This is a genomic window from Bartonella queenslandensis AUST/NH15 (assembly GCF_000312585.1).
In the GTDB taxonomy this organism is placed as follows: Bacteria; Pseudomonadota; Alphaproteobacteria; order Rhizobiales; family Rhizobiaceae; genus Bartonella; species Bartonella queenslandensis_A.
The window spans coordinates 1-538 of the sequence record NZ_HE998369.1 but is presented as its reverse complement, the minus strand read 5'-3'; the positions used below and the strand labels follow the sequence as shown (position 1 = coordinate 538).

Genomic DNA, 538 nt, shown 5'->3' with positions numbered 1-538 from the left:
AGGTGATAAGAAACCGCATAGTAAAAAACTATTTGAAACGTTTTCTCGTGGTATTATGACCAGTCGTGATCTTTGGGTTTATAACTCAAGCTATAAAGCTTTAGCTACCAACATGAGTAATATGATCACGTTCTATAACAGCGAAGTAGAACGTTTTAATAATGCCTATGGACATGTTGATCGCGAGATACGTAAAAATACCGTAAATAATTTTGTCAATTCTGATGAAAGCAAAATCAGTTGGAGTCATAATCTCAAACGAGACTTGGACAAAAGAAAGATTTTTAACTTTGAAGGTGATTGCCTTACGCAAAGCCTTTATCGCCCTTTTACCAAGCAGTGGCTTTATTATAATCGAGATCTCAACGATGGTGTTTACCGAATGCCGCGTATATTTCCAATGGGCAAAGCGGTTGAAAATCAAGTAATTCAAGTTTCTTCTATGGGAGCACGAAGTGGTTTTTCTGTCTTGATGATTAAGAATTTGCCTGATGTGAATATGATAGATGGTAGCCAATGCTTTCCACGTTATATTTAC

1 protein-coding gene is annotated in these 538 nt (G+C 36.4%); it reads left to right on the top strand.

Annotated elements, in window-relative coordinates; genetic code table 11:
- On the top strand, positions 1 to 538 hold a 538-nt coding region (locus BN338_RS10410; protein WP_039762364.1), incomplete at both ends, for a type ISP restriction/modification enzyme.